General features: G+C 72.7%; 20 protein-coding genes. 8 read left to right on the top strand and 12 right to left on the bottom strand.

Features of this window, described 5'->3' with window-relative positions; genetic code table 11:
* Positions 1-12: 12 nt before the first annotated feature.
* Entirely contained in the window at positions 13-2175 is a 2163-nt protein-coding gene (gene cyc2, locus ACF1GV_RS31630) for a germacradienol/geosmin synthase Cyc2 (RefSeq protein WP_391687476.1), read from the bottom strand.
* A gap of 166 nt (positions 2176-2341) precedes the next feature.
* Between cyc2 and ACF1GV_RS31635 the strand changes: the two genes are divergently transcribed.
* Positions 2342-2488, top strand: a complete 147-nt coding sequence (locus ACF1GV_RS31635; RefSeq protein ID WP_391687479.1) for a hypothetical protein — start codon at positions 2342-2344, stop codon at positions 2486-2488.
* The gene (locus tag ACF1GV_RS31640) at positions 2485-3747 is read left to right on the top strand and encodes a cytochrome P450 (protein ID WP_391687482.1); all 1263 of its coding nucleotides are present in this window, start codon (positions 2485-2487) and stop codon (positions 3745-3747) included. The genes ACF1GV_RS31635 and ACF1GV_RS31640 overlap by 4 nt, the downstream gene beginning before the upstream one ends.
* A gap of 24 nt (positions 3748-3771) precedes the next feature.
* On the opposite strand, the gene ACF1GV_RS31645 is transcribed toward ACF1GV_RS31640, so the two are convergent.
* The 6 genes from ACF1GV_RS31645 to ACF1GV_RS31670 form a co-directional block, all read right to left on the bottom strand.
* On the bottom strand, positions 3772-4953 hold the full coding sequence (locus ACF1GV_RS31645) for a damage-control phosphatase ARMT1 family protein (RefSeq protein WP_391687485.1): 1182 nt from the start codon (positions 4951-4953) through the stop codon (positions 3772-3774).
* Positions 4954-5185: 232 nt separating this feature from the next.
* On the bottom strand, positions 5186-5839 hold the full coding sequence (locus tag ACF1GV_RS31650) for a ScbR family autoregulator-binding transcription factor (RefSeq protein ID WP_391687488.1): 654 nt from the start codon (positions 5837-5839) through the stop codon (positions 5186-5188).
* A 302-nt stretch (positions 5840-6141) separates the two neighbouring features.
* On the bottom strand, positions 6142-7098 hold the full coding sequence (locus ACF1GV_RS31655; RefSeq protein WP_391687491.1) for an ABC transporter substrate-binding protein: 957 nt from the start codon (positions 7096-7098) through the stop codon (positions 6142-6144).
* Between the two features lie 90 nt (positions 7099-7188).
* Positions 7189-7857 (bottom strand): ABC transporter permease, encoded by a 669-nt coding sequence (locus tag ACF1GV_RS31660; protein ID WP_391687494.1) that lies wholly within the window; start codon positions 7855-7857, stop codon positions 7189-7191.
* Positions 7854-8561, bottom strand: coding sequence for an ABC transporter permease (locus ACF1GV_RS31665; protein ID WP_391687497.1), 708 nt, complete (start codon positions 8559-8561; stop codon positions 7854-7856). The genes ACF1GV_RS31660 and ACF1GV_RS31665 overlap by 4 nt, the downstream gene beginning before the upstream one ends.
* Positions 8558-9679, bottom strand: a complete 1122-nt coding sequence (locus tag ACF1GV_RS31670; protein WP_391687500.1) for an ABC transporter ATP-binding protein — start codon at positions 9677-9679, stop codon at positions 8558-8560. The genes ACF1GV_RS31665 and ACF1GV_RS31670 overlap by 4 nt, the downstream gene beginning before the upstream one ends.
* Positions 9680-9896: 217 nt before the next feature.
* On the opposite strand from ACF1GV_RS31670, the gene ACF1GV_RS31675 reads away from it, so the two are divergent.
* The 3 genes from ACF1GV_RS31675 to ACF1GV_RS31685 are packed head-to-tail and all read left to right on the top strand — an operon-like array spanning position 9897 to position 12676.
* Positions 9897-10493, top strand: a complete 597-nt coding sequence (locus tag ACF1GV_RS31675; RefSeq protein ID WP_391687503.1) for a LysE family translocator — start codon at positions 9897-9899, stop codon at positions 10491-10493.
* A gap of 2 nt (positions 10494-10495) precedes the next feature.
* The gene (locus ACF1GV_RS31680; protein ID WP_391687506.1) at positions 10496-11197 is read left to right on the top strand and encodes a B3/4 domain-containing protein; all 702 of its coding nucleotides are present in this window, start codon (positions 10496-10498) and stop codon (positions 11195-11197) included.
* Positions 11198-11221: 24 nt separating this feature from the next.
* A complete protein-coding gene (locus tag ACF1GV_RS31685) occupies positions 11222-12676 on the top strand; it encodes a PLP-dependent aminotransferase family protein (protein ID WP_391687509.1) in 1455 nt (484 codons plus the stop codon).
* A gap of 39 nt (positions 12677-12715) precedes the next feature.
* On the opposite strand, the gene ACF1GV_RS31690 is transcribed toward ACF1GV_RS31685, so the two are convergent.
* The 5 genes from ACF1GV_RS31690 to ACF1GV_RS31710 form a co-directional block, all read right to left on the bottom strand.
* Positions 12716-13465, bottom strand: coding sequence for a PP2C family protein-serine/threonine phosphatase (locus ACF1GV_RS31690; RefSeq protein ID WP_391687512.1), 750 nt, complete (start codon positions 13463-13465; stop codon positions 12716-12718).
* Positions 13466-13560: 95 nt separating this feature from the next.
* Positions 13561-13968, bottom strand: coding sequence for a peptide-methionine (R)-S-oxide reductase MsrB (msrB, locus tag ACF1GV_RS31695; RefSeq protein WP_363262200.1), 408 nt, complete (start codon positions 13966-13968; stop codon positions 13561-13563).
* 14 nt (positions 13969-13982) lie between these two features.
* On the bottom strand, positions 13983-15371 hold the full coding sequence (gene murC / locus ACF1GV_RS31700) for a UDP-N-acetylmuramate--L-alanine ligase (RefSeq protein ID WP_391687515.1): 1389 nt from the start codon (positions 15369-15371) through the stop codon (positions 13983-13985).
* Positions 15372-15560: 189 nt separating this feature from the next.
* Positions 15561-16034, bottom strand: a complete 474-nt coding sequence (locus ACF1GV_RS31705) for an indole-3-glycerol phosphate synthase (RefSeq protein WP_391687518.1) — start codon at positions 16032-16034, stop codon at positions 15561-15563.
* Between the two features lie 215 nt (positions 16035-16249).
* Positions 16250-17038: a pyrimidine reductase family protein gene (locus ACF1GV_RS31710; RefSeq protein WP_391688015.1), complete on the bottom strand. Its 789-nt coding sequence runs from the start codon at positions 17036-17038 to the stop codon at positions 16250-16252.
* Between the two features lie 323 nt (positions 17039-17361).
* On the opposite strand from ACF1GV_RS31710, the gene zapE reads away from it, so the two are divergent.
* The 3 genes from zapE (at position 17362) to ACF1GV_RS31725 (ending at position 19974) form a co-directional block, all read left to right on the top strand.
* Positions 17362-18471 (top strand): cell division protein ZapE, encoded by a 1110-nt coding sequence (gene zapE, locus ACF1GV_RS31715; protein WP_391687521.1) that lies wholly within the window; start codon positions 17362-17364, stop codon positions 18469-18471.
* 417 nt (positions 18472-18888) lie between these two features.
* The gene (locus ACF1GV_RS31720; RefSeq protein ID WP_391687524.1) at positions 18889-19284 is read left to right on the top strand and encodes a hypothetical protein; all 396 of its coding nucleotides are present in this window, start codon (positions 18889-18891) and stop codon (positions 19282-19284) included.
* Between the two features lie 108 nt (positions 19285-19392).
* Positions 19393-19974 carry a carbonic anhydrase gene (locus ACF1GV_RS31725; RefSeq protein ID WP_391687527.1) on the top strand — a complete coding sequence of 194 codons (582 nt, stop codon included), beginning with the start codon at positions 19393-19395 and terminating at the stop codon, positions 19972-19974.
* Positions 19975-19980 lie beyond the last annotated feature (6 nt).

Here is a 19980-nt window from a genome sequence, read left to right on the forward strand (position 1 = left end):
GGCGCGGGCCCGTCAGCCGAGCGTCAGGGCGGGCACGGCGGGCGCGCGGTCCGGCAGGAAGCCGTGGGCGCGGCGGGCCAGCCACTCGGCCTTGTAGCGGTCCACGCTGCGGTGCCAGTTGAGGATGCCGGCCATCCAGTTCTGCAGATCGGTGACATACCCCTGCATGGCCGCGCGGGCCTCCCCGGACAGGGCGAAGTCGTCGTACAGCACGGGAAGTTCGTGCGCGGCCACGTGCTCGAACTGCTCCATGCGCCGGGTCATCAGGTCGTGGACCACTCCGAGCGCCTGCGGGTAGTCACAGCCGAAGAAGTTCTGGACGACAAGGATCGCGTTGTGGATCTCCCCCTCGTACTCGATCTCCTTCTGGTAGGAGAAGACGTCGTTGAGCAGGCAGGCGTAGTCGATGGCGGCGTTCTCCAGGGAGCGGACCGGTCCGCCGGCGTACACCTCGGGCGGCACGGCGGGGCCGTGCCCCATGCGGCACAGGCTGAGGGTGAGGTCGGAGCCGAAGGTCTGGCGGCGCATCTCCAGGTAGTCGACGGGGTCGGGGACGCGGTTCTGCAGCTGGTTCGACAGCTCCCACACCCAGCTCTCGGTCATCACGTCGACGGACGCCTTCAGGATGCGCCGCTGCTCGGCGGTCATCCCCGCCGTGGTGCGCGCCCACAGGTCGATCAGGGCCCGTTCCATGGCGTTGGCCGGGACGAGCGGTTCCTCGCCGTCGACGGGCATGCACGCGGACAGCCGGGCCGTGGTGAGGCGGGCGGCGGCCAGGTCGCGGCGGTGGCCGTAGACCAGCGGGTAGTAGTCGTCGCCGTAGGTGCCGAAGGCGAGCCAGCAGGAACTGAGGTCGAGGGCTTCGGGGGTGGCGTCCGGGTCGAGGCCGGCCGAGCACAGGGCGAGGTCGTAGGCGCGGAGCTTGTCCTCGTCCCACACTCCCTCGCTCAGGATGCCGATCTCCCGGCACCAGTCGGCCAGGCGCGCGCGTGTGCCGTCCAGGTGCGGGCTGAGTTCGAGCGGGAAGGGCATGTACAGGTCCGGGATGCGGGACGGACCGACATTCTGGAAGGGCACGTTCCGGTAGGCGCGCAGCCGGTCCTGGGCGGCCGAGGCGAGCAGCGCGCCGACGTCGGCGGCGGAGGTGCCGCGCCCGGTGAGCGCCTGCCACGGCGAGTCGGTCCGGGCTCCCTTGTTCATGTAGCGGCTGGAGCGCATGTGCCACTCGTGGCCGCCGGACTGCCAGTCCTGCAGCCCCTTGGTGTAGGCGGCGACGGCCGCGACCTCGGCCGGACCGAGCCCGTGCTCCAGGGCCAGCGCGGGCACCTCGGTGAGCGCGGTGTGCTCGAACTGGTGCAGTCGCGAGGTGAGGATGTCGTTGACGGTCTCCGCGGCCTCCTGGGTCGTACAGCCGAAGAAAGTCTCCAGCACGAGGACGCCGTTGCTGTTCTCGCCCTCGTCCTCCACCTCGCGCTGGTAGGAGAAGAGGTCGTTGCGCAGGTGCACGGCGTCCGAGAAGGTCTCCATCAGCACCCGCAGCGGCCGGGCGCGCGCCACCGCCGCCGGGACCTCGGCCGTCGCGTACTCCACGAGCCCCGCCGACCAGGGCGCGCCGCCCACCTTGCGGCGCATCTCGATGTACTCGACCGGGTTGGCGATACGGCCCTCGTTGATGTTGGACAACTCCCACATCGACTCGTTGAGCAGGTGCTCGGTGGCGACGGAGAAGCGGCGCCGCCAGCCGGCCGACATGGACGGCACGGTGCGCTGCCAGAGGTCCTTGAGCCCCGCCTCCACGGGGTTCTCCGGCTCCGGCACGTCCGTGGCGGGCTCCAGCGGCATGAACAGCGGCAGCCGGTCGAGGTGGGCCTTTCCGGCGGCGCGGTCCTGGGTGCGCTTGAACATGTCCAGGAAATGGTCGTCGAAGAAGAACACCCACACGTACCAGTCGGTGATCAGCGACAGGGCGGGCCCGTCGCAGTCCGGGTGGGTGTAGGCGCAGAGCAGCCCGTAGTCGTGCGCTTCGAGGTCGGACTGCTCCCAGACCCCGGACCCCTCGAGCATGCCCATCTCGCGCGCCCACTGCGTGGAGTGGGCGCGGGCCTCCTCCAGATGCGGGTTCAGCCGCGCGGGATACGGCATGTAGAAGTGCGGGAGTTCGAACGGCTGCGTCATGGCCGGGGCCCTACCCAGGGCCGTCGGAGCGCATCCGGAGGGGCGGACGTGATCACACCATCGCGTGAACTCGGGCCCGAACAGCGTCGAACCGCCCCGAACGGGCCCCTGCGGGAGCCCCTTCCGGCCCCTGGACGCCGTGCGGGCCGCGGTGCACCGTGGTCGCATGACGACGTTCACGCTCCCGCACGAGCTGCGCGGCCACGGCGATGCGCGGGGCGCCGACGTGCCGTTCCCCACCGGACGGGCCGCCCGGGACCAGGAGAACGCCCCACATGCCCCGGAGACGGCCGGCGAGAGCGAGGCCGCATGACCGCCTCCACCGCCCCGCCCGTGCCCGACGTGTTCGACCCGCGGCAGTACGCCGACGGCGTGCCGTACGCCGCCTACCGCGTGCTGCGCGACCACCACCCGGTGGCCTGGCAGGCCGAGCCGGAGGTGCTGGGCTGGCCCGCGGGCCCAGGATTCTGGGCGGTGACCCGGCACGCGGACGTGGTGCGGGTGCTCAGGGACGCGACGACGTACTCCTCGCACCTGGGCGCCACCCAGATCCGCGATCCCGACCCCGGGGATCTGCCGTTCATCCGGCGGATGATGCTCAACCAGGACCCGCCGCGCCACGGCAGGCTGCGCCGCCTGGTCAGCCGGGCGTTCACACCGGGCCGCGTCGAACGCTTCACGGATGTCGCCCGGGACCGGGCCCGGGAGCTGCTCGTCCGGGCCCTGGCCGGGGCCCCGGCCGGCGGCGGCACCGTGGATCTGGTGTCGGCGGTCACCGACGACTACGCGCTGCTCAACCTCACCGATCTGCTGGGCGTACCGGAGAGCGACCGCGGGCTCCTCCTGCACTGGACGCAGCGCGTCATCGGCTACCAGGACCCCGACGAGGCGGGCCCGTCGGTGCGGGACGCGGCGGGCCGCCCGGTGAACCCGCGCTCGCCCGCGATGCTGCGGGACATGTTCGCGTACGCCCAGCAGCTCGCCGCGTTCAAGCGCCGCCATCCGGCCGACGACATCATGACGGCCCTCGCCCACGACGCCGAACTCACCGGCCCGGAGCTGGAGATGTTCTTCTTCCTGCTCACGGTCGCCGGCAACGACACCGTGCGCAGCGCGGCCCCCGGCGGCCTGCTGGCGCTCGCCGAACACCCGGAGCAGTACGAGGCGCTGCGCGCGCCGAAGGGCGATCTCGCCTTGGCCGTGGACGAGTTGCTGCGCTGGCATCCGCCGGTGCTCACCTTCCGCCGTACCGCGCTGCGGGACACGGAGCTGGCAGGGCGGCGCATCCGGGCGGGCGAGAAGGTGGTCGTCTTCCACGCCGCCGCCAACCGCGACGAGCGGGTCTTCGCCGGACCCGACCGGCTGGACCTCGCCCGCTCCCCGAATCCGCAGGTGTCCTTCGGGGACGGCCCGCATGTGTGCCTGGGCGCGCACTTCGCGCGGCTGCAACTGCGGCTGCTGTACGGCGAGGTGCTGCGGACACTGCCCGCACTGCACACGGCGGGGCCGCCGAAGCGGCTGGTGTCGAACTTCATCAACGGCATCAAGGCGCTCCCGGTGCACGCCGGTTGAGCGCCGCCGCACGCTGGACGCGGGTCACTGCCCCAGCTGGATCAGCGCATGCGTGCCGCTGGTCCGCCACCGTGGCCCCTCGGCGGAGTCGAGCGCGGCCACGGTGGCGGCGTCGAGACCGGTGACCACGTCCGACTTCAGGGTGCGCAGCGCGGCGACCGGCCCCGGGAAGTGGGCGGTGACCTCGGCGAACGGGGTGGTGGCGGGCCACATCCGGTCGCCGACCAGGCGGCGGTAGTTCAGGTCGCCCTTGACCACGGTCAGGGTGCAGGCGGCGAACTCGGCGCGCAGGTCGTCGGGCATCCGCGCGTACGGCAGCGGACCGGCGGAGAACGGGTGGGCGCGCACGGTGAGGGTGCCGTCGGTCATGGCCTGCCACAGCCGCCGCCCGTGCTCTGCGCCCGCGCCCGCAGCGGCGGTGAGCCGGCGCAGGGCGTCGACGACGTCGGCGGTGGTGGCGTCGGAGACGTAGTACGGGTGCGGCTTGACGTGCAGCAGGACCCGGGCGACGTGGCCATGGGCGAGCAGGTGGGAGATCAGCAGCAGGTCCGGGACGAGTTCGCGGCCGGCGTTGTCGGCGACGAGGCAGAGGGTGCCGTCCGCGCGGCCGGGCGGGAGCAGCGCCCACAGGGCCGCGCTGTCGTCGGCGAGCAGGGCCGGGGTGGTGTCCCGGGCGGCGCCCTCGGCGGTCTGGAGGCGGAAGCTCAGGTCGGCTCGGTTGCCCCACAGGGAGCCGTGCAGCAGGGCGGTGGCCTGTTCGTCCCGGCCCAGGTCGGCGAGCCGGTCCAGGGCGGCGAGTTCGTCGCCGGTCTCGGGGGCGTCGAGTTCGCCGCGTTTGGCGGGCCGGAAGGGGTCGATGCCACGCCAGGGGCCGTCGTCGAAGTAGCCGACGGTCTGCAGCAGCAGGCGGTAGAAGTAGCTCTCCGACCACAGCCACGGCACCTCGAACCAGGACCGGCCGGTGTACGTCGAAAGCCCCCAAGCCAGCCAGCGGTCGCGGTCTGGGGCGTCGGACGGGAGCGGTCCGATCACGCCGTCGGTGCACTGGGCGAGCAGCGCGTCGAGGGCGGCGTGCAGGTCGGGGCCGTACGGGAAGGAGTCGCGGACCTGCCGGATGATGGCGGGGTGCCGTTCGGCGAGCACACTGTGCGGGAAGGAGCCGGGCTCGTCGGCGCGCAGCTCCGGGGGCTGCGGGGTGTCGGGCATGCCGCTCACCGTACCTCCGGCCCTCCGGCCGCGCCGCGCACCGTACCTCCGGCCCTCCGGCCGCGCCGCGCACCGCACCTCCGGCTGCACGGCCGCGCCGCTCACCGCACCTCCGCCCACGACCGCGCCGTATACGCCGCTCACCGCACCTGCGGGCCCCGGCCGAACCGTATACGCCGCTCACCGTGCCGTCGGGCGCCGTCGGTCCGGCGCTGTGGCCGGGAGGCCGGGGTCAGACGGCGGCCGCAGCGGTCTCGCGCTCCAGCCGGGAGACGAGCGTCAGATAGCGCGGGCGGCGCGGCACGGGCACCAGGCCGCGGATGAGCAGGTGCCACATCTCGGCCATCCGGCGGGGCAGCCGGGTGACGGGCTCCAGGGAGCGGCCGACGACACGGGTGCCGACGAAAAAGGAGACCAGGGAGTGGGTGACGGCATCGATGTCGACGTCCGGGTGGAGGTCGGACTCGCGGACCGCACCGCGCAGCCGCCGGGAGACCAGCTCGCGCCACTCGGTGAAGGGGTGGCGCAGCGGGGGGCGGACCGGGACGGATCCGGTGGCGAGCCGGAGGCCGGCCCGGGCGATCGGGCCCTCCACGGACAGCCGGGCGAAGCCGAAGGTGATGCGCATCAGGGCTTCCAGGGACGGATAGCCGTGGCCGTCGACGTCGCCCGCGACCTTGCGGGAGGCCTCGGACTGGATCTCCAGGATGGCGTGCGCCAGATCTTCCTTGGCGGCGAAGTGGAAGTAGAGGGCGCCTTTGGTGACCTTGGCGTGCTCGACGATGTCGCTGAGGCTCGTCGATTCGTAGCCGTGCCGGTCGAACAGGTCGGCTGCGGCGGTGAGGATCGTCGCGCGGGTCTGTTCGGCGCGTAACTGCCTCGGCATCGGCGGGTCACTCCTGGGGGACGGAAAAGAACGGACCATGCCGTTTGTTCTACTCACTCCCCGTACATGCTAGCTCACCGGTCGCCGGGGCCCACAGGGACCGCCGAGTCCCCGCGGGCCCGGGCCCGCACGCCGGGCGCGCGGGCCGTACGCCCGTCAACTCGCCCTGACCGCACGGCCTTCGGTACCGGCGAGGGATCGAGCCGTACGCTCACGAACCAACCCTTCGTGAGCCGAGGACCACTCAGCTTCCGCCGGAAGTGCCGGAATTACCGGGACGCGCGGTCTGTTTTGCTTGCCCCTCAGCCCAGCTGCACCGACTTCAGCCACGCCTGCGCCACGTCCAGCGGGTCCTTCTTGTCCAGCTGGACCTGGGCGTCCAGGTCCAGCAGCGTCTTCGTGTCCAGCTTGGCGGAGACGGCGTTCAGGGCGTCGGCACCCGGCTGCGGCAGGCCCTTCCTGTAGACGAGGGGCTGCACGTTCTGGAAGCCGAAGAGGTTCTTCGGGTCCTGCAGGACGACGAACTTCTCCTTCTGCACGGTGGCGTCGGTGGAGAAGAGGTCCGCGACCTGGACGTTGTTCTGCTTCAGCGCCGCCTGGGTCAGCGGGCCGCCCGCGTCGAGCGCCTTGAACGACTTGAACTCCAGGCCGTACACCGACTTCAGGCCCTCCAGGCCCTGCTGCCGCTTCTGGAACTCCGGCGAGGCGCCGACGACCAAGTCCCCCGCGATGTCCTTGAGGTCGGCGATGGTCGAGGAGGACGTGAGGTGGTACTTCGCCGCCGTCTCGGAGTTGACCGCCAGCGCGTCCTTGTCCTCGGCGGGTGACGGCTGCAGCAGCGTCAGCTCGGGGGCGAGCTTGGCCGCGATGGCCCGGGTGGTCTCCTCGGCCGACTTCGGCGTGGCCTTGCGGTCGAGGTAGGCGAGCAGCGCGCCGTTGTACTCGGGCAGGACGGTGAGGGAGCCGTTCTTGATCAGGCCGTAGGTCGTCTCGCGGGTGCCAATGTTGGGCTTGTAGGTGACCTTGATGCCCTTGGCCCGCAGGGCCTCGCCGTAGATGTCGGCGAGCAGCGTGGACTCGGGGAAGTTGTTGGAGCCGACGACCACCGTCTTGCCGTCGGAGTCGTTCTCCGCGAGCGGGTTGTCACCCTTGCTGTCGGAGGAACACCCTGCCAGCAGCACCGACGTCGCGGCGAGCACGACGGCGGCGGCGCCGGGGAGGGTCCTGCGGGGCCTGCTGCGCTGGGCGGTAGTAGTCACCCACTGATCCAATCCAGCCACTTCTCCCCCGTCAAGGGCATTTGCGTTACCAATGGCGTTCGTCACGCTGCCCGTTGGAGTGCCGCCGTCTCAGCCGCGCCGGCGCACCCCCGGCGACACCGCGTAGCGGCCGGCGGCCCAGAACAGCGCGAGGGTGACGAGGGCCAGTCCGGCCACCAGGGTGGCGCCGCCGACGACCTTCTCGTAGTCGTGCTGGTACAGGCCGTCGATGACGTACCGGCCGAGGCCGCCGAAGCTGACGTACGCCGCGATGGTGGCCGTCGAGACGATCTGGATGGCCGCCGAGCGCAGGCCGCTGAGGATCAGCGGGAGCGCGACGGGCAGTTCGACCCGGAAGAGGATGCCCGTCTCGGGCATGCCCATGCCCCGTGCCGCGTCCACCGGGGACGGGTCGACGGAGCGCACCGCCTCGTAAGTGGTGACGAGGATGGGCGGGATCGCGAGGACCACCAGCGGGATCATCACGGGCAGCAGTCCGAAGCCCAGCAGGATGAACATCAGCACGAGCAGGCCGAAGCTGGGCAGCGCGCGGGCGGCGGTGGCGATCAGCGCGAGCGCGTTGCCGCCGCGTCCGGTGTGCCCGGTGAGCAGGCCGGCCGGAAGTCCCACGGCGGCGGCGATCGCCAGCGCGAGGAGCGAGTACTGGACGTGCTCGCGCAGCCGGGTGGGGATGCCGTCGTAGCCGTGCCAGTGCGAGCTGTCGCTGAAGAAGGCGTCGATGAAGTGGAGGATGTTCACCGCAAGGCCTCCTCGGCCCCGGACACGGCCGGTTCCGGCCGCGGCCCGGCGGACACCGTGCGGGTGCCGCGCGGCATCCAGGGCGTCAGCAGCAGGCGTACGGCGACGAGGACGGCGTCCGCGAGGACGGCGAGGACGGCGGTGCCGATGACCGACAGCCACACCAGCCGGGGCTGCTGGTAGGTCATGCCGTCGTTCAGCAGGTTGCCGAGGCCTCCCTGGTTGCCGATCAGCATGCCGACGCTCACCAGGGACATGCTGGAGACGGTCGCGACGCGCAGCCCGGCGAGGATCGCGGGCACGGCGATCGGCAACTGCACCGTCAGATAGCGGCGCACGGGCCCGAATCCCATGGCGGTCGCGGCGTCGAGAGTGTCCTGTGGCACCGAGCGGACGCCGTCGACGACGGCCGGGACGAGGACCACCAGGCTGTAGAGGCCGAGCGGGATCATCACGGTCGTCTCGCTCTGGCCGGTGTAGTCGATCAGGAAGACGATGAGCGCGAGGGAGGGGACGGCGTACAGCACGGTCGTCACCCCGAGCACCGGCGGGTAGAGCCAGCGCAGCCGCACGCACAGCTGGGCGAGGGGCAGCGCCACCAGCAGTCCGGCGAGGACCGGGATCAGCGCCTCGCGCAGATGCATGCCGACCAGGCCGAGGTAGGTGTTCTGCAGGTCGCTTGGCAGGTCGAACAGGCCGTTCATCGCAGGGCCTTCGGCTCGCTCGAGGTCTCGGCGTGGGCGGCGCGGATCGCCGCCCCGATGGACTGCTGCGACACGACACCGCGCACGCGCCCGGTGTCGTCCACGGCGACGGCCCAGCCGGTCGGCGACAGCACGGCGCAGTCCAGCGCGGCCCGCAGCGAGTCGCTGCCGGCGACGAACGGGCGCCCGTACGGCAGCAGTCGGGCCGTGTCGATGCTTCCGGCACTCAGCGCGCCGGGCTCGCCCCAGCCGAGCGGCCTGCCGTCGGAGTCGGTGACCAGCAGACAGGGCGCGTCGGCGGCGGCGAGCTGCTCGGCGGTGGCGTCGACGGCGACGACCGGCGCCGTGAGCAGGTCGAGGCCGGCGGAGGAGAAGAAGGACAGCCGCCGGATGCCGCGGTCGGCGCCGAGGAAGTCCTCGACGAAGGCGTCGGCCGGGTGGGACAGCAGCTCGGCGGGCGGCGCGTACTGGGCGAGCCGGCCGCCGGTGCGCAGGACGGCGACCATGGTGCCCAGCTTGACGGCCTCGTCGATGTCGTGGGTGACGAAGACGATCGTCTTTCCCAGCTCGTCCTGGAGGCGCAGCAGTTCGTCCTGGAGGCCCTTGCGGACCACCGGGTCGACCGCGGAGAACGGCTCGTCCATCAGCAGCACCGGCGGGTCGGCGGCGAGGGCCCGGGCGACGCCCACGCGCTGCTGCTGGCCGCCGGAGAGCTGGTGCGGGTAGCGCCGCGCGAGCGAGCCGTCGAGGCCGACGCGTTCCATCAACTCCCGGGCGCGCTCCCGGGACTTGGCCTTGCTCCAGCCGAGCAGGCGCGGGACGGTGGCGATGTTGTCGACGATCGTGCGGTGCTGGAAGAGTCCGGCGTGCTGGATGACGTATCCCATGGACCGGCGCAGGGTGTGCACCGGCTGCTGCTGGAGGTCGGTGCCGTCCAGCAGGATGCGGCCCTCGCTGGGCTCGACCATCCGGTTGATCATCCGCAGGGTCGTCGTCTTGCCGCAGCCGGAGGGGCCGACCAGGACGGTGATCGCCTTCTCGGGTATCTCCAGCGTGAGCCGGTCGACCGCCACCGTGCCGTCCGGGTACCGCTTGGTGACTGATTCCATCCGTATCAAAACGCCGAACGCCCTTCGGTTGGCAGCACGTGCCTGGCGGTGGACGTCTTCCGTACGTGCGTACGAACGCCCGCTGCCGGGAGAGTCTAGACGCCGTGAACGTCCCTACCCGGTACGGCCACGGTTATGGACCCGTGAACGGCGCCGTCTTTGGCCCTGTCCGGCGGGCCAAGCCGCGGACAGGGTGGGAGACCTCGCCCTTCTCGCGGAGGTTTCCTTGAGCTTCACGTTCCTGCTGACCACCCTGGTCGTGGTCGTCACCCCGGGCACCGGCGTGGTGTACACGCTGGCCGCCGGGCTCACCCACGGCCGCCGGGCCGGCGTGGTGGCCGCGTTCGGCTGCACCCTCGCCACCCTGCCGCACCTGTTCGCCGCCGTGACCGGACTGGCCGCGCTGCTGCACGCGGGCACCGTCGCGTTCACCGTGGTGAAGTACCTCGGTGCCGCCTACCTGCTGTACATGGCGTGGGCGATGCTGCGCGACCGCTCGGCGCTGGTGGTCGACCCGGAGGCGGCACCGCGCTCCACCTCCCGCCTGATCGGCTCCGCCGTTCTGGTCAACCTGTTCAACCCCAAACCCGCCCTGTTCTTCCTGGCGTTCCTGCCGCAGTTCGTCGCGGCGGGCGACGTCCGCGCCATGCTGCGGCTGGGCGCCGTGTTCATGGCCCTGACCTTCGTCGTCTTCACCGCGTACGGCCTCGGCGCCGCCGCACTGCGGAAGCGGCTGCCGCAGCACCCCGGGCTGCTGACGGGGATGCGCCGGGGCTTCGCGGCCTGCTTCGTCGCCCTGAGCCTGCGGCTGGCGGTGGCGTGAGCATGCGTTTCCGGCACGCGGACACGATCTGGTCCGCCCACCCGCAGCTCACCGCCGGCGTGCTGTACGCCGACGGGGTCGACGACCGTGCGGACACGGGCCCGCGAGCAGCCGCGCACACCGAGCGGGCCGCGGCCCGCCTGGCCGGGGCACCGGAGGGCGAGTTCCCGGAGATCACGGCCTGGCGCCGCACCTTCTCCGGGCTGGGCCTGCGGCCCACGCAGTACCGGTGCGCGGCGGAGTCGCTGCTGCGGCGGCTGCGCAAGGAGGGCGGACTGCCGCGGATCCACCCGGTGGTGGACCTGTGCAACGCGATCTCGGTGGCCCACGCCGTCCCCGTCGCCGCCCTCGACGCGGACCGGATCGCCGCTCCCCTGCTCGAAGTACGGCCCGCCCGGGGCGAGGAGGTGTACACGGCGTTCGACGGCACCACGGAGCATCCCGCGCCCGGCGAGGTCACGTTCGTCGACTCCGCCGGCCGGGCCCACGCCCGCCGCTGGACCCACCGGCAGAGCGGTTGGTCCGCCGTCGGCCCGGACACCCGCCGCGTCCTGGTGGTGACCGAAGCGATGCACGACGGCGGCGAGCGGACCGTGCGCGCGCTGCTGAAGACGGTCGCGGAGGAGCTGGCCGCGCACTGGCCGGTGGTCACCAGCGACGCCGTTCTCACGGCGGGGGCACCGGAGTTCGCCTTCGGCGGCTGAGCGGCACGTGACAGCATGAGCCCGATGAACGCAGCGTCCGGCGGCTCCGACTTCCTGCAGCTGGACATCGGTGCGGCACCGGCCGGGGGCAAGGCGCGGTGGCTGGCCGAGCGCCTGCGCCGGGCCATTGCCGACGGCCGGCTCACGGTGGGCAGCAGGCTGCCCCCCACCCGGGTGCTCGCCGCCGAACTGCGCGTCTCACGGGGCGTGGTGGCGGAGGCGTACCGACGGCTGGCCGAGGACGGCCACCTGGAGGGACGGCGGCGCGGAGGCACGGTCGTGGTCGCGGTCCCGCAGGAGCCGGTACGCGGCGAAGCTCCCGGGAAGGCCGGCCCGGAAATCGCTCCGTTCACCGGCGAACCGGGCCCGGACGTCTTCGACGCGTTGCGCGCGGCCCCGGCCCCGTTCGACTTCACCCCCGGCCGGCCCGACCTGGCGGCGTTCCCGCGCGCCGCGTATCTGCGCGCCGAACGGGCCGTCCTCACCGGGCTGTCGGCGGACAGTCTCGGCTACGGCGACCCGCGCGGCGCGCTCCCGCTGCGCCGGGCCGTGGCCGACTGGCTCGCGCGCAACAGGGGTGTGCGGGTGGCCCCCGACGACGTACTGATCGTGGCCGGCACCGCACAGGCGCTCACCCTGCTGCACGCGGTCCTGCGCGCGGACGGCATCGACGCGGTCGCGCTGGAGGACCCCGGCTCGCTCGGCTCCCGCCAGCATCTGCGCAACGGCGGGCTGGCCACCCCACCGGTACCGGTGGACGAGGCCGGCATACGCGTCGACGCCCTGCGCGCCTCGGGCGCCCGCGCGGTACTGCTCACCCCGGCCCATCAGTTCCCCACCGGAGTCGTCACCAGCGGCGAGCGCCGCCGTGAGCTGCTGCGCTGGGCGCAGGACGGCGGGCTGATCCTGGAGGACGACTACGACGCCGAGCACCGCTACGACCGGCCGCCGGTACCGGCGCTGCGCGAACTGCTGGCCGACCGCGTCTGCTACATGGGCAGCGTGTCGAAGCTGCTCGCGCCCGCCCTGCGGATCGGCTGGCTGATCCCCCCGCCCGCCTACCACGCCGCCCTCACCACCGCGAAGCGCTTCACCGACCTGGGCAACGCGGTGCTCCCCCAGCTCACGCTGGCCCGGCTGATGGACTCCGGCGACCTCGAACGCCACCTCCGGCTGCTGCGCGGCCGCCACCGCCGGCGCCGAGACGCGATGATCGGCGCCCTGGCAGCCCATCTGCCGGGCGCGGTCGTACACGGCGCCGCAGCCGGCCTGCACCTGACGGTCACCTACGCGGCGGACGTCCCGGACACCGCCCTGGCCGCGGCGGCACTCACCCACGGCGTCAAGTGCCACCCCCTCTCCTGGCACCGGCAACGCCCGGGCCACCCGGGCCTGGTCCTCGGCTACGCGGCGACACCTACGGGAGTGATCACCGAGGGGGTGGCGCGGCTGGGCGAGGCGCTGCGGGAACTCAGCTGACCACCCCCCCGGGCGCACCGAAGGCGCGACAGCAACCGGTCAGGGACTTCCGTCCCCGCCCACCCGCACGACCGCCAGCGTGATGTTGTCCGGTCCGCCCGCCTGGATGGCCGCGTGCCACAGCTCGAAGGCAGCCCGGCCGTCGTCGTTCTCGCGCATCACCGCCTCCAGCACGTCCTCGGTCACCGGGTCGGTCAGCCCGTCGGTGCACACGAGGTAGCGGTCGCCGGGCCGCAGGGGCACGGTGGTGACATGCGGCCGGACGTCGCGGTGGGCGGCGGAGCCGCCCAGGCACTGGGTGACCAGGGACGTGGTGCGCTGCCCGGGTTCGAGGGGCGGGCTGTCGTCGACGCTGACCTGGCGCAGTCCGTCGGAGGATGCCGCGAAGACCCGGCTGTCGCCGACGTTGAAGACGAGCACCGAGTCGTGCAGCAGGACGAGACCGGCCACGGTCGTGCCCATGGCGGTGAGGTCGCCGCCCTCGGCGGCCTGGTACACGGCGCGGTTGCAGTCGCTCAGCGCCTCCCGTACCGCCTCCTCGTCCCCCAGTACCGGCCCGGCCCGTGCGAGCAGGCGGGCCACGAGCGCACTGGCCACCTCACCTCCGGGATGACCGCCGAGCCCGTCGGCGACGGCGACCACGACGGGCGACCGCAGCGGAAAGACCAGGGTCTGCGGGCTCTCCGTCACCGTGGCGCACAGGGTCCACGGTCCGGCGACGAGACTGTCCTCGTTGTGTTCGCGCACCAGCCCGGGATGGCTCAGCGCACTGACGGCGACGTACGGCATGCAGGTCCACCGCCTTCCCGCTCCGGACCCTGCCGGTCCTGCGCCGGCCGTGGGCCGGGCCTCCCCAGTCAGTCTAGATCGGCCCGGTCACGCGCTCAGCCCTCTTCGGGTTCCAGGCGCAGCGCGATGCTGTTGATGCAGTAGCGCTGGTCGGTCGGGGTGGGGTAGCCCTCCCCCTCGAAGACGTGCCCGAGGTGGGAGCCGCAGCGGGCGCAGCGCACCTCGGTGCGGACCATGCCGTGGGAGCTGTCCTGCACCAGCTCCACCGCGTCGGTGTCCTTCGGGTCGAAGAAGGACGGCCAGCCGCAGTGGGACTCGAACTTGGTCTGCGAGGTGAACAGTTCGGCCCCGCAGGCCCGGCAGGAGTACACACCCTTGGTCTTGGTGTCCGTGTACTCACCGACGAACGCGGGCTCCGTGGCGGCCTGGCGCAGCACCGCGTACTCGGCCGGGGTCAGCTCCGCGCGCCACTGCTCGTCCGGCTTCTCGACGTCGTACGACATGTCGGCCAACCCCTTCACTTGTGCGCGAGACGGTCCAGGATGCGCGGGCCGAGGTCCGTGACGTCGCCCGCCCCCATGGTGAGAACGAGATCACCGGCCCGCGCCATTCCCGCGACCACGTCCGGCACCTCCGCCTTGTCGTGGACGGCCGTGACGTCGGCGCCCGCGGCGCGCGCGGCCTCGATGATCAGCTCGCTCGTGATGCCGGGGATCGGGTCCTCGCGGGCCGGGTAGATGTCGAGGACGACGGAGGCGTCGGCGAGGGACAGCGACTGGCCCATCTCCTTGCCCAGCTCCTGGGTGCGGGAGAACAGGTGGGGCTGGAAGACGACGAGGATGCGCGCCTGGCCGGCGGCGCCCCGCATGGCCTCCAGGTCGGCGGTCATCTCGGTGGGGTGGTGGGCGTAGGAGTCGATCACCTGGACGCCGGCCGCCTCGCCCTTGAGCTGAAGGCGCCGCTTGACGCCCGTGTACGCGGCGAGCGCCGGGGCCAGCTCGGCGGCCGGGATGCCGAGGGCGGCGCCCGCGGTGAGCGCGGCGACCGCGTTGAGGGCGTAGTGACGGCCGGGGACGGATACCTCGAAGGTCAGCTCCTGACCGTCGAGGACGACCGTGACCTGGCTCTTGAGGCCCTGCGGCACGATCGACAGCACACGCACGTCGGCGTCCTCGGCCTCGCCGTAGGTCACCACGCGCACGTCCTCGACGCGCCGGGTCAGCTCGCGCGCGCCCGCGTGGTCGGCGGAGATCACCAGCGTGCCACCGGGCACGATCTTCCCGGCGAAGGTCTCGAAGGACGCGTAGATCTCATCCATCGAGGCGTAGTTGGCGTGGTGGTCCAGCTCGACGTTGAGGACGATCGCGACCTCGGGGGCGTACTTGTGGAAGCTGCGGTCGCTTTCGTCGGCCTCGGCGACGAAGATCTCGCCGTCGCCGTGCAGCGCGTTGGAGCCGGGCGCGTCGAGATCGCCGCCGATGGCGTACGACGGGTTCAGGCCCAGCGCGGTCAGGGAGACCGCGAGCATGGACGTGGTGGTCGTCTTGCCGTGGGTGCCGGCGACGGCGATCGGGCGCAGGCCCTCCATCAGCGCGGCGAGCGCGTCGGAGCGGTGCACGACCGGGATGCCCCGCTCGGCGGCGCGCACCAGCTCGGGGTTGTCCTTGCGGATGGCGGAGGAGACGACCACGCAGCTCGCGTCGTCGGCGAGGTGCTCGGCGGCGTGACCGATGTGCACGGTCGCGCCCAGCGCGCGCAGCGCCTCGGCGGTGGCGGACTCCTTGGCGTCGCTGCCGGCCACCTTGGCGCCGCGCTGCGCGAGGATCTTGGCGATGCCCGACATCCCGGCGCCGCCGATGCCGATGAAGTGCGGTCGGTCCATGGCGGTAGGAAGGCCGGGTGCCATGCGTTCTTCTCCCAGATACAGTGCGGACTGGAGCGTGCCTAGCCTATGTGCTCAGGCGCCGGGCTCCTTGCAGCGCGGGCCCCGGTCCGACGCAAGGGGCGCGGGGAACTGCGCGACCAGCCACAACGAGTCCGCACCCGGACAGGCGCCGCGCCCCGAACGGCGCGGACCGGCCACACCCGCGGAGCGCTACGCCTTGCTGTGGGAGAAAAGCTTCAGCACCGGCACCCCCACCTTGTGCCGCGCCCGCGAGGCCCAGTCGCGGTGGAAGAACTCCTCGACATAGTGCGGGTCGGTGAGCACGATCACCTCGTCCGCCCCGATCTCGTCCACCAGCCCCCTGAGCGCGTCCAGGGGGTGGTCCTCGACGAGCCGGCCCTCGGCGGGGCTGCCGGCCGAGCGCAGGGCGGTCAGGGACACATCCAGCGCCTGCCGGCCGACGCTCCTGGCCTCGTCGCCCTCGGGTGTCTCGCTCTCGCGGGCGGCCTCGTCGATCTCGCCGAGCGCGATGTCGTCGATGGCTCTCAGGAGCCGGTCGGCCTGGTCACCCCGGGGCTGAAGCAGGACGTGGAAGGTGACCGGCTCGTCCCCGTGCAAGCTGGTGACGAACTCCACGTCGGCGGACGTCAGGGCCTTCTCGATCATCAAAACGCTTGTGAACACCAGGCGCCCCTTCTGCTGCGGGGGCCCCGTGCCCCCTGTCCTCCGTGGGCCGTGCCAGGCCCTGCGGAAACCATCCTGCCCCGTGATCGCACGGGTTCTGCCGGATTTAGTGTGCCCGTCACAAGTAAATCGGAACGGCATATTCCGTCGATGTCGGCGCTCCGGGCGGCCGCCCGCCCGCCGGGGGGCCGACGGACGGGTTCCCGGGGCCGCACTCAGGGCTGCGACCTGCGATAACGGCTGTAGAGGAAGCCGTCCTCCTCCAGTAGGGACACCAGTGCGAAGCGGTGCGGGACGGTGACGGACGGCCCTCCCGCGATCCGCTGGGCGTCCCCGGCGGTGAGCATCGGGGAGATGGTCAGGCACAGCTCGTCGAGCACCTCGGCGGCCACCATCTGCCCGAGCAGCCGTGGGCCGCCCTCCGTCAGCAGGCGGGTGTGCCCCAGCTCGGCGAGGGCCTGCACGACGCGGACCGGGTCCACGCCGACGCCGTCACCGGCGATGACGACCTTCGCGCCCGCCTTCTCGGCCGCCGCCCGGCGCTCCGGGGAGGACGCGGCGCCGGTGAGCACGATCGTCGGCACCACGGGCGAGGTGAACAGCGGCAGCGAGAAGTCGAGGTCCAGGCTCGCGGTGACGACGGCGACCGCGGGCACCGGGTCCTGTCCGGCGGCCTCACGCATCGACGCGAACTCCGCACGCACGCGTGCCGGGCGGTAGCCCTCCTTGCGTACCGTTTCCGCCCCGACGACCACCACGTCGGCCAGGGCCCGCAGCGTGCCGAAGATGCGCATGTCGGTGGCGTTGGAGATGGGCTGGGAGCGGCCCTCGTGCTGGGCGGCGCCGTCGAGGCTGGAGACCATGTTGGCCCGCAGCCACGGCTGCCGCTGCCCGGCGGGCGGCTCGGGGTAGGCGTACGCGGCGGCCAGCTCGGCAAGGCTCCACTCACGTCCGTCGGCCCCGCCGGCGAACGTGGGCAGCCCGACGGGGCCCTCACCGGGCACGGGATCCGCGGAACCTCCGCCGGTCGCGTCCCGCGCAGCGCCGGCGGTCACGGGGCCGCCGCGGGGCTCACCGCCGGAGCCGGCGGCGGCCGCGTCCGAGTCGTCCGGGGTCCCGCCCTCCACGACCGCCCCGCCCGCGATCGCCGCGGCCGCCCTCGCGGTCCCGGGAGTCGCCTCACCACCGGCTGCCCCCGGCACCCCCGCAGCCCCGGCGACCACCCCCTCCTCGGAAGCCTCCCGCAGGGTCTGGACTGCTGTTTCTTCGGTCACAGGGAACAGGCGTCGCATGGTGTGCAGTCTGGCACGCCCTAAGCTGGGGAACCGTGTCGTCCTCCACCTCCGCCTCCGGCCTCGCCCCGATAGCCGACGCGACCCCGCTGTCCCTGTGCGCCCGTGAGCCGCGTGTCCCCGCGGACCGGCTGGTGGCCGAGATGGTGCCGCCGCCGCGGTTCGACTCGGTCCGCTTCAGCACGTACATCCCGGACCCGAACCAGCCCAGCCAGACCGAGGCCGTCCAGGTCCTCGAGCGCTTCGCTGCCGGACTCGACGGGGCGGGTGCCGGGGGCGCCAAGCGCGGCCTCTTCGGCTTCGGCAAGGCGAAGGCCAAGGCGGCGAAGGCCACGGCGGGCCCCCGCGGCGTCTACCTCGACGGCGGGTACGGCGTCGGCAAGACCCACCTGCTCGCCTCCCTGTGGCACGCCACCCCGGCCGAGCCGTCGAAGAAGGCGTTCGGCACCTTCGTGGAGCTGACCAACCTGGTGGGCGCCCTCGGCTTCCAGCAGACCGTGCAGACCCTCTCCGGCCACCGTCTGCTGTGCATCGACGAGTTCGAGCTGGACGACCCGGGCGACACCGTCCTCGTCTCCACGCTGCTCGGCAAGCTGGTCGACGCGGGTGTCGCGCTCGCCGCCACCTCCAACACACTGCCCGGCAAGCTCGGCGAGGGCCGGTTCGCGGCCGCCGACTTCCTGCGCGAGATCCAGGGGCTGTCCGCCCACTTCCGCGCCCTGCGCATCGACGGCGAGGACTACCGCCACCGCGGTCTGCCCGAGGCCCCCGCGCCGTTCACCGACGAGCAGGTCGAGCGGACCGCGCGGGCCACCGCCGGCGCCTCGCTGGACGCCTTCCCGCAGCTGCTGGACCACTTGGCCAAGGTGCACCCCAGCCGCTACGGCGCGCTGACCGACGGACTCGAGGCGGTGTGCCTGACGGACGTGCGCCCGGTGCCCGACCAGTCCACCGCGCTGCGGCTCGTCGTCCTCGCCGACCGGCTCTACGACCGCGAGGTGCCCGTCCTCGCCTCGGGGCTGCCGTTCGACCAGCTGTTCAGCGAGGAGATGCTGAACGGCGGCTACCGCAAGAAGTACTTCCGGGCCATCTCCCGCCTCACGGCCCTGGCCCGCGACGCCAAGGGCCTCGTCGAGAAGGGTTAGCGCCTAGCCGCCGTCGGCTCCATCGGCCCTGCCGTGCCCGCGCGCCTCGCCGTGCCCGCGGCCGGGCCGTGCTACCGGGCGATGCCAGGTCAGCGCAGGGGGAAGCGGCGGCAGGGCGAGCCGGAGGGCCGCCGCTCGTCCGCAGCCGACGACGTACCGGCTCAGCAGCCTCTTCGTCGTACCGGCTCAGCAGTCGCTTCGTGCCGCGCGGCACGCCCATGACGCCAGATCGGGAGCGCCCGCCGCCCGGGGGCAGGCGCCGCTTCGCGCCAAACCACCCTCGCTTTTCAGGCTCTCTTCAGCTCGTAACACGTAGTTAACCTTGCAAACGCGCTGACACCGCTACCGTGTCTCTTGACCGTTCATTGACCAAACATTGGTCAGTGCATGACGCGTTAGCCGGGCGGGGGGAGGGACATGTTCCGAGGTACGACGGGCCGGGCCGTCCTCGCGGTGCTCACCGCGGTCCTGCTCGCCCTCCCCTTCCTCGCCTGCACAGAGACCTTCGCACAAGCGCACACACCGCGTCATGCACAGGCCACGGCCCGCCCCGGTTCCGCGCTCCCCGTCACGGCCCTGCGCGAGGAGACCGTCGCCTCCCGGGACTGCGGACACCTCCCCGGCCCGGCCGACCCGCTGCGCCCCCGCGACCGGCGGCGCACGGCCGATTCGGCGCCCCAGGCACCCGAACGCCCGCTGTCGGCCCCGGACCCGGCCGCCCCGCGCCCCTTCACCACCCGCAGAGCCCCACCGCACTCCCCCAGACCCGCACCGGCCCCCTCCCCGGCCGCACTCCAGGTCTTCCGCTGCTGAGAACAGGGCAGTACCCCGCACCTTCGCGCCGAGCGGAGGCAGTGCACCCCACCTCTGTCCTTGAAGCCCGACGCGCCCCCCACGGCGCGCCAGGAGGAGTCACCACACATGCAACCCCTCATCGACCACGCCCGTGCCTTCGGCCAGCGCCCTGAGGAGTTCGCCCCGCTGGCCCAGGGCCAGTCGCCGCAGGTCCTGTTCATCACCTGCTCCGATTCCCGGGTCGTCCCGGCCCTGATCACGGGCGCCCGCCCCGGTCAGCTCTTCGAGCTGCGCACCGCGGGCAACATCGTCCCGCCCTACACACCGGACCGGCCCACCTCCGAGGCGGCCACCATCGAGTACGCCGTGAACGTCCTCGGCGTACAGGACGTCGTCGTCTGCGGCCACTCGCACTGCGGCGCCGTCGGCGCCCTGGTGCGCGGCGACGACCTCGACGCCGTACCGGCCGTGCGGGACTGGCTCGCGCACGCCGCCGAGGACCCCCGGGCAGCCGACCCGCAGGACCCGACCGTGGCCGAGGCCGTGCAGCACCACGTGCTCGCCCAGCTGCTGCGGCTGCGCTCCTACCCGTGCGTGGAGCGGCGGCTGACGGACGGTCGGCTGAACCTGCACGGCTGGTACTACGAGGTGCACACCGGTGCGGTGCGCGAACACCGCGTGGCCACCGACTCCTTCGAGGCACTGTGAGGTTTG

Source organism: Streptomyces sp. NPDC014006 (assembly GCF_043088925.1).
GTDB lineage: Bacteria > Actinomycetota > Actinomycetes > Streptomycetales > Streptomycetaceae > Streptomyces.